This is a genomic window from Siphonobacter sp. BAB-5405 (assembly GCF_002872335.1).
GTDB lineage: Bacteria > Bacteroidota > Bacteroidia > Cytophagales > Spirosomataceae > Siphonobacter.
Genome location: NZ_NJAG01000082.1, coordinates 1 through 9401 on the forward strand (window position 1 = coordinate 1; position 9401 = coordinate 9401).

Genomic DNA, 9401 nt, shown 5'->3' on the forward strand with positions numbered 1-9401 from the left:
GCAGGCTATGGACCGGCGGAGAAGGCATGAGTCTGTACTATTATGATGCCTCGACGGATCAATTTCGGAAAGTAAAACCCGGACCCACGATTGATCCGGAACGCTATGCATTGCTAACGGACATACGAACCCTGGCCATTGACAAACGGGGTACCGTATGGGTAGGTACGCGGCAAGGGGGCGTACTGGGTGTACGCGTCGATCAGTCGGGAATCATCAAAACGCTCGAACAGATCAGAATTCCAAACCAGGGAGGCAATTGGGCCATTGAAAAGCTGACTCTCGACACGCAGGGCCGCCTCTGGATTGGTGCCTTGGGTGGAGGTCTCTGGCACTACACCATACCTTCTAAACTGGCCTCTGGCCAAGCGGAACCTTTTGTTGCACTTCCGATTGCCAACGTTCGCGGTCTGTATCTGGACCAGCAGGCTAATCTCTGGTTTGCAGACGATACGCGTGTGTACTGGCTAAACCTGGCCGGTAAATCCCTGCAGCCACAGGTTATTGCAGGGCCCTTCGAAGGAATCGGAAGTGTATACAGAGATTCGTTCGGGCAGTTGTGGGTGGGAACAAACCAAGGTTTACACTGCTTGAAATTTACCGCTGCCTCGAAACAGACGCCACCGGTACCGCAGGGTTCAGGGGAAACTTTCTTACCCGAAGACGCCAACGAACACAGTATCAATTCCAGCCGAATTCATGAGATTTATGAAGATCGCTTTCATAACCTCTGGTTAGCGGCCTCTGCGGGTGGAATCAATAAACTCAACCTGCGTTCCAAGCCTTTTCATCATCTGCATCGGCTGGCCTCGCAAAGCCCTACACTTTCCAGTAATTACGTAAATGCTGTGATCAGTGATCAGGACATGCTCTGGATTGGTACTCGAAACGGTATATCCCAGTATAACCGCTCCAGCCAAACCTATCGGAATTTCCTGAGTTTACCCGCCAACATGAACGGGATGGACGTTTCGACGCTGTACAAAGCCAGCAATGGAAGTATATGGGCAGGCACCCGCTATGGTGGGTTATGGAAGAAAAACATAGGAGAAACGGGTTTTCAAGCGATAGCGAATCCTTCCAAAGATCGTCCTTGGACCATCACCAGTATTGAAAGCATTGCTGAAGACCCGTTTCATACCATTTGGGTAGCAACCTATAACCGGGGCCTGTATCGGTATTCTCTGAATGGTAATTTGCTCGCCCATTACCATCCACAAAATAACAGCCTGCCGACCAATCGTCTGACGTGCCTGTTGGCCGATGAGAAAACCCTTTGGATCAGTACCCGCGACAATGGTGTGTTGCAGTGTCAGCTTGATCAGGATTCACTGCGGGTACAAAACAGTATGTGCATGACCCGGCAGATGTTCATTCCCTGCAGGTAAACTACGCCTGGCCCCTGCAAAAGGATACCAAAGGGAATCTCTGGATTGGAACGATTGGCGGAGGATTACACCAGCTAAACCTGTCCACCGGACAGATGCAAAGGTGGTTAGCTCAGGTGTCCGAAACGGACGTAGAAAGTATTCTGCTGGATGAAAAGGGCCACGTATGGATCGGCGGCGAAGGGCTATACGATTTTGATCCCGTATCCCGGCAGGTCATTCACTACGATGTGACGGATGGCTTGCAAAGTAATTCTTTCAAAGTAGGTGCCGCCTTCCGGGGGGCGGATCAGACGTTGTACTGGGGTGGAGCGAATGGCATTACCTTTTCAAACCATCGCTACTTACCCAGAACCGTATTGCTCCACTGGTGCGAATTACGGGACTCCGCATTCACAATCAGCATGTAGGCGTAGGTGACACCTTGCATGGTCGGGTTCTGATTGACAAACCGCTGGACGAACACCCACACATTGAGATTAGTCACGCAGAAAATGATTTTTCTATCGAATTTGTGGGCCTGGATTACATCAGTCCTTCCAAGCATCAATACAAATACCGGCTAGTTGGTTTTAATGCCGACTGGATACAAACTACGCCGGGTCAGCGTCTGGTGAGTTTTACGAATCTGCCCGCTGGAACGTATCGCTTCGAGGTAAAAGCTCGCAACGCAGACGGCGTCTGGTCGGAAAAAGCGGCCATATTGGTTTTTAACATTCTTCCGCCCTGGTACCAGAGTCCCTGGGCGTACCTGCTGTATACGGGGGTATTACTGCTGGCTTTACTACTGTACCGAAAAGTGACCCTTCACCAGCAAAAACTCAAAAATGAGGTGCATCTCAAGGAGATTCTGTACCAAAAAGAGAAGGAGTTAACGGATTTAAAACTGAATTTCTTCACTCAGGTTTCGCACGAGTTACGTACGCCATTAACGCTCATTATGGGGCCCGTTGAAGAACTGATGCAGGGAAAGACTGCCGAAATGGCCCGCCGGGAGCAACTGCTGTTAGTGCATCGGCAGGCTCAGAAACTCAATAATCTGGTCAACGAACTCCTGGATTTCCGAAAAACGGAAAGTGGCAACGCAAAGCTACAGGCTCAACGGGCAGATATCGTTGCTTTTTTGAAGGAACTGTTTGTGCTGTTTAGCTTTAGAGCCGAGGAGCAGCAAATCAACTATCGATTCGAAAGTAGCCATTCCGAATTGTTCATGGCCTTTGATCCAGCCAAAATGGAAACGGTTATTTCCAACCTGCTTTCTAATGCCCTGAAATTTACGCCAGCGGGCGAGACGATCCGCCTTGTGGTAACGCTAGAGCAGGAACAACACGTGCATATCGTAGTGGAAGACACGGGGTATGGCATCGCTCCTGAGGAACTGGATCGCATTTTCGACCCTTATTACCAAGCTCATCAGTCAGGTTCACTGCCGGTAAAGGGAACAGGAATCGGGTTGGCTCTGGTTAAAAGTATGGTAGCATTACACCAGGGCCAGATCAGCGTAGAAAGTCAGCCCGAAGAAGGCACGCGGTTTGTCGTAGCATTGCCGTTATGTCAACCCGAAGTCATGGTCAGTCCACCGCCGGTGTTTGTCTACGAGGAAGAGGTTCTTCCCCATGAGCTGATACCCGCGGCTGGTACGGACTTCAGAATTTTGATTGTCGAAGATGATAAAGATGTGCAACAGTATCTCCAGCAGCTTTTGTCCAGCTATGCCCTGACAGTTGCCGAGCATGGACTTCAAGCTCTTGTGTTGTTGCAGGATCAGACATTTGATCTCGTACTGACGGATGTGATGATGCCCGAAATGAACGGTATTGAACTGTGCAAGAAAATCAGACAATCGCCCAAACTGGCTTACCTGCCCATTGTGATGCTAACGGCTCGCAGTACGGTAGTCGAAGAGCTGGAGGGGCTGTCTATGGGTGCGGATGAGTACATTGCCAAACCGTTTAAACCGCAGGTGTTACTGGCCCGTTTGGACGGCTTGCTGCAAGCCCGCACGCGACTGAAAGAGTACTACCATCGACAGATTTTGCTGCAACCCTCTGAGGTGATTATTCCTAATGCAGACAAGGAATTTCTGGAGAAGGCCATGCGAATCGTGGAGGATCACCTGATGGATGGTGATTTTTCCGTTCAGGACTTACTGGATGCCATGAGCATGAGTCAGTCCGTGTTTTATCGCCGCATGAAGAGTATTACGGGGCAGTCTGTGATTGAATTCATCCGCGATGTACGGATGAAGCGAGCAGCTCAGTTGCTGGCTACCAGCTCTTACCGCATCTCTGAAATTGCGTATATGGTTGGCGTAGAAGATCCCAAGAATTTTCGCAAGTCTTTCCAGCGGGTCTATCAAATGTCCCCGTCGGATTATGTCCGTCAGCACCGCGAAGGGTCCTTCACTTCATCGGACGATACTCCTTAAATGAGAGGCGGCGTATATCCCATCCCGGAACGTACGCCGCCTTTCATTAAGCACTTCTACTACACGTTATTTCTTAATGACGTTGACATGATAGCTTTCGTTGACATCCGTTAACAGTAGGTGATAGACACCCAACGGAAGCCGACTCATATCCAGTTGAACGGTACCTTCTTTGGGCCGGTAATTAGGATGTTCATAAACGACCTGTCCTGCCGTGTTTAGCAGTCGAACCTTTACTGAAGAAAGCGTACGATCGGGTAGCTCAACCGTCAGCACATCCGCAACCGGGTTGGGATAGGCTTTCAGCTGCCGTAACGTTCGGTTGTCAACGGCAATCATGCGACTAATGTTCGTCTTGCCATCGGTATCCTTCTGTACCAGCTGATAGTAGGCCATGCGTCCCTGAGCCTGTGTATCGAAGTACTGGTAGTCACTCGGCCGGGCCGTCGTGCCTTGTCCTTTGATGCGGGCAATGGCCTGGAAGTTTCTGGGTGTATCCAGCGAGCGTTCCAGAACGAAATGATCGTTATTCAGCTCCTGAGCTGTCCGCCAAGTCAGGTAATTACCTTCATTGGCAGCTTTTCCTTCAAAAGAAACCAGCGTAACTGGCAGCGAACGCTCATTGGCTAACGCATTGACGTCATTATCAGCTAAAGCCGTGTTGAAGATTTTGAAATCATCATAGACGTGATCGCTGTAAGGGTCGTTGGGCCATTGAGAACGTCCCAGGTAATTTCGGTTCGTCACGCCCATGTCCATGGGTTTCACCGTAGCACTCTGATCAGTAAATACCAGATTTCCATTTACGAAAAATTTGAAGGTAGTCCCCTGCTGCGTCAGGGCCAGGTGCACCCATTGATCCGTAGGAATGGAGTTGGGGAAGTATACATCGTAGTTCCCACCAGGATACATGATTTTGTAGCGGGATTGTGCCACATTGTCAACCACCCGAGCCTTGGGAACCAGAATCATGAACGTTCCTGTACCCGTACCGAAGTCGAATAAACGCGTGTTATTAGCCAAATTAGCAGGTAATTTAACCCAGGTAGCTATTGTGAAATTGGATAGGGTACTTACGACGCCCGGTTGAAGCTCCAGATAAGAGCGGCCCGTACTGGAAAGGGCTACCGCCGTATTTTTGCCATCGGCCGTCGTGGCCCGGGTAACTATGTCGTTCGGAGCAATGACACCGTCGGTCCAGGTAGCTCCGTCTTTGAGTTGAGCATGGTAGCCTCCCCAATCGTCGTAGGCTGCTGGGCCCGTATTTTCGTTAAAGCTCAGATGTACATGCTGCCCTGCCTTAGGTGTGGCCGTTAGTAGCTCAGAAGCCGGGCTTGATCCTTCGGCGTTACGAGCCACCACTTTGTAATAGTACGTCTTCCCGTTTTGGCGGTTTATATCCTCATAGCGAACGGCATTTATCTGCGTTGCAATTGGATTGAACGTGCCATTGGCCTCTTCAGAACGTAAAATGTCATAGGTTACATCATACGCAAAGTCCCAGGTTAATATAGCTTTAGCATCGCTCGAAGCTACGCGTGGATTGCCGACGCCAGACGGAGCGACCAGAGCGGGAGTTGCGATGGAAAGTACCGTAGATGCCGGACTTTCACCAGCAGAGTTAAGCGAAGTAATTACGTAGTAATAGGTCGTCGCCGGAGTTAGGTTCTCATTGGTAAATTCCCGGGCCGTTAGCTGTTCTGCGATGGTCGTAAATGGTCCTTCTGGGCTTAGCGAACGCTTAAGATTATACCCGCGAGTCAGGGTAGCTGGAGCCATCCAGGTAAGTTTGATGCGGGATGCAGAAATTACCTCTCCGGCCAGATTGGTAGGAGCTTGTGGACTCGCGTCACTAATAACGTCGAGCGTGGTGGAATTGATCGTCTGGGTGCCTGATCGACTATAAGCTTTGATTCGGTACGTAGTTTTGGTACGCACATCGTCCTCAAACGTCATTCGGTCACCTGGGGCATAGCCTGTGAATTCCTGTACACTTACAAAATCGGCGTCGGTACCATCAATCTTTCGTTCCAGTACGTACTTGGAACCCAGTTCACCATTCAAATCATTCCAGCTTAGGGTAACCTTACGGTTATTATCGGCATTGACCGCACTGTAAAGCTGCGGGGAAGACAACTTCCAGGTATGGATGTATTCGTACCGGGGATCAAAGGCTAAGTCAGACTTATTGGCGGCGTAGTACTTACCTGCCGGAGTCAGCGTGTCGCCTAGCACCATCGCCCGCTTGTTCTGAACCCAGTCATAAATAGCATAACGCTCCACGAAAGAAGTCGTATCCAATACGTTCAGAATACCAATCATATCGTTATACTGCTTCTGGAACTGAGCATTTTGATCATCTGGCCAGGCTTCGGTTGTCCAGTTGGCTCCATTGTTCCACTCCGTAATCCAGAGCGGGCGTTTTACCCGGTCGTAGATACTCTTGAGCTGGCTGTACCATTGCTGTGGCGTTTGCCCGCCCCAGTAACAGTGAATGGCCACAAAATCAACCCGGTAATTGAGTTCATTACACTTGCTCATGAAATTGGTAATCCAGGAATTGCCCGGAGAAGCCGGAGCCGGGGAGCCAATCCGATGCCCGGACTTCATCATTTCGGGCCACTGACGAATGGCTTCTTCTACCGTCATGTTGGCCTGATCGGGGCGATCTGGTTCATTGAAGCCTAACAGGTGATTGGCCATGGGTTTTGATCGAATTGCTTCCCAGGAAGGCCAGCCGGCATTTTGACGGATAATCGTATAATCATAGTTGGCGGCCGGGGCTCCCCCAATATTCCAGTCGTAGTACCATGTAGCGTTGATTTTGTCGGGACTCCAGCCCGCTTTGCCTTTTTTACTGATCCAGTCCCACTTGAACACCCGAATGAAGGAGGTCGTTGCGTTCAGGGCTTCGGGCAGGTTATTAATCACGAGATCGGCATCGTTAGCGATAAACACCCGGCTGAAGCCCGATCCGTCGGCATTGGTAGCCAGCGTAGCCATGTAACCGCGTTTAAGTTTGAACGACTTAATGGCATTATCGAAAGTATCGAGTTTGTTGTGGTAGGTTTCAGTGGCAAAGGTGCGGTTGGTTCCTTGCAGATTTTCCTGCGTAAATGCCTGCAGAGCTGCCTGTGAAGTCTGGTTTCCATTTGGAATCACAACCGTTCCGTTGCCATAGATGGCTACCCGTACCGAAGGATTATTAGCCGCCGACGCACCATTGATGGTGATTTTATCCAGATAATTGGCGATTACCTGAGCAGGTCTGATGTTATCAAAAAAGACCCAGGCCTCATCGGATTGAAGTTCAATCGTTGAATTGATGAAAGGCGTGTTTTCTGCCGTCAGGTGAAAATCGGTGGCTCCCGGAATAACCCACTTCGTATTGAAAGTCGTCGATGCCTTCTCCACGCGATCCGTCAGGGTGACCGTCTGCATGGGCTGGGGTACAGTGGAAGTGGGGGCAAAAGCTCCTTCTTCGTAGGTAACCGAGCTGATTTCCATATCCACTGCTCCAGTTGGATAGTTCTTACCAAAGATAAATCGGGACTGAATTTCTACTTTTTTGATCTGTAGCTCAGCAACAGAATATAAGGCCCGATCGCCCGTTAACGTTAGGTAATAAGTTCCGGCTTCTCTGGACGTAAAAACGAAATTGTCCTTCTTGAGTGCGTTCTGTCCCTGGGTCGAAATGACCCGGCTGGAGTAACGATCCGCCAACTTTGTTGTTTTCCCAATACCAACGGTGATATTCCTTCCCCCCGTTGCATTATTGAGGTAAGATGACAGCATCGTAAAATTATAGGTCGTATTGGCCTCCAGATTTACTGGATAGGCATACAGAGCGTCCTTAATGGCATCATTATCGGTTCGCACGTAAAAAATTCTTCCCTGATACTTAACACTATTGTAGTTTTGAGAATGATTGGAGGCATCCATGAAACGAGAACCACTGCTAGCATTTGCTCGATTAAAAATAGTTACGCCAGTCGCCACATTCGACAAAACCCAACCGTAGTCACTGGGCGAACCCAGGTTGTTAGGAGTAGTACCGGCCCAGTTTGCAATGAGATTGTCGCCAATCTCGTTGTAACCAGCGGCATCATTCACTTCCTGTCCATTCACGATATCCTGATCACGGATAAAGGCTGAGTTTGCAGAAAAGTACCGTTTTGATAAATGTGAGCCTGACCATTGCTGACAGCAACCCGAATGAGCTGTTGCTGACTGTTCTGACTAGTAGACAACGTTGCTGCATTGGCGAGCGAAGCGGTTGATTGGAGCTGCGTAGGGTTCAGGGATAAGCGAAAACCCTTGAGTTCAGAATTGCGGGCTTCCATATCGAGTCCGCGACCCGTAGCTGAATTCACTTTAGCGGCGATTTCCAGCGTATACGCGACGCTTAAGGGATGAAATTTCACTACTGTGTCTACCTGAGAAGCATTCACAAACGAGCGGTTGGAAAGCAGGCTTTGACTGAGCGTAGCCCGGGTAGGGAGTTGAGGTGCCTGAGCCAGCGACTGAAAGGTCCATAGGCACGCCAGCAAGCCCCACAAAAAGAGAGGTCTAGAGTTCTTCATACGAATAAAACAGGTGAGAAATAAGGTAAGAATCAATGGATTGGGACTTCGCAGGGAAGTTTTGCCAACCTAAAAGCTGATTAGATGAATCCGACCAGCTTTGCAAGCAGATCTAAAAGCCAAGGTGATAAGCGTTATTGAAATGGTGAAATAATAAATTGTTATATTGCAAAATAGAGCATATAAAAGCAGTCAAAAGGGTATATTTTTAGTCAAAAAGCGGGCATTTTTTAACATAATAGATGAAAAATATTAAATAAGGCTTGTATTCATACCTCTACCTTGGTTGCTAATGGCATTAGCTCCTTTTAAAAACGGGATAGGGCACTCAGCTCTGGAATGATCTCCAACTTTACTTTTTCCTTTGCTTCTTCCCTAATAGCATGCCTTTCTTCTATACGTATTTCAACGCCAACGTGACCGGCTGGATCAATGAGATAAACTTGCATAGCAAAGAACGGATAGCTATCCTTCCCTCCGGCTTCATAGGCTACTACTTGCTCTTTAACTGGATAGGGCTAGAAGCGATCTTGAAAATCTTGTAAAGGCTCGCTATCAACAAGCACTTCAGTAATACTCAGATATCGTCATACGCTCAATTCAATCATGTCATCGTCTTTCCGGAGGACTTTCAATTCTAGTAATCATTTCCTACGATCAGAATCCATAGCTTGAGGTAACACTTTGTTGAATAAGTGCTTTCATATTGATGCCGTAAGTACAAATGGTTCAAAACTAAAAGAACCTATTTCAAAAATAACTTCGTCATATTTTTTTGAAATAGTCTCCCTTTATTTATGTTCTGATTGTCTGATAAAGATATTCGTCTCTTCCTTGCGTATAATGGCGGTGATTTTGGAGAAACTAATACAGAAACCTTTCATCCAAATAATACTTCGGTTTTCACCTTATATGAAACTCATTTTTAAAATTATAAAAACGTTACTATAACGATATAATAATAAATTACATGTAATAGCATTTTTAAGATTTCACGTAGTT

5 protein-coding genes are annotated in these 9401 nt (G+C 48.2%); 3 read left to right on the plus strand and 2 right to left on the minus strand.

Annotated features, from left to right (window positions below):
* The 3 genes from BWI97_RS25635 to BWI97_RS25645 all read left to right on the plus strand — a co-directional run.
* A partial coding sequence (locus BWI97_RS25635) for a two-component regulator propeller domain-containing protein (RefSeq protein WP_369826673.1) occupies positions 1-1388 on the plus strand: 1388 nt, incomplete at its 5' end.
* Positions 1352-1798, plus strand: a complete 447-nt coding sequence (locus BWI97_RS25640; protein ID WP_146011044.1) for a two-component regulator propeller domain-containing protein — start codon at positions 1352-1354, stop codon at positions 1796-1798. The genes BWI97_RS25635 and BWI97_RS25640, both read left to right, overlap by 37 nt.
* Positions 1759-3816, plus strand: a complete 2058-nt coding sequence (locus BWI97_RS25645; RefSeq protein ID WP_102203346.1) for an ATP-binding protein — start codon at positions 1759-1761, stop codon at positions 3814-3816. The genes BWI97_RS25640 and BWI97_RS25645 overlap by 40 nt, the downstream gene beginning before the upstream one ends.
* Positions 3817-3882: 66 nt before the next feature.
* On the opposite strand, the gene BWI97_RS25650 is transcribed toward BWI97_RS25645, so the two are convergent.
* Both BWI97_RS25650 and BWI97_RS25655 read right to left on the minus strand, forming a co-directional pair.
* On the minus strand, positions 3883-7944 hold the full coding sequence (locus BWI97_RS25650; RefSeq protein WP_102203347.1) for a glycosyl hydrolase: 4062 nt from the start codon (positions 7942-7944) through the stop codon (positions 3883-3885).
* On the minus strand, positions 7941-8399 hold the full coding sequence (locus BWI97_RS25655) for a hypothetical protein (RefSeq protein ID WP_146011045.1): 459 nt from the start codon (positions 8397-8399) through the stop codon (positions 7941-7943). The genes BWI97_RS25650 and BWI97_RS25655 overlap by 4 nt, the downstream gene beginning before the upstream one ends.
* Between the last annotated feature and the right edge of the window lie 1002 nt (positions 8400-9401).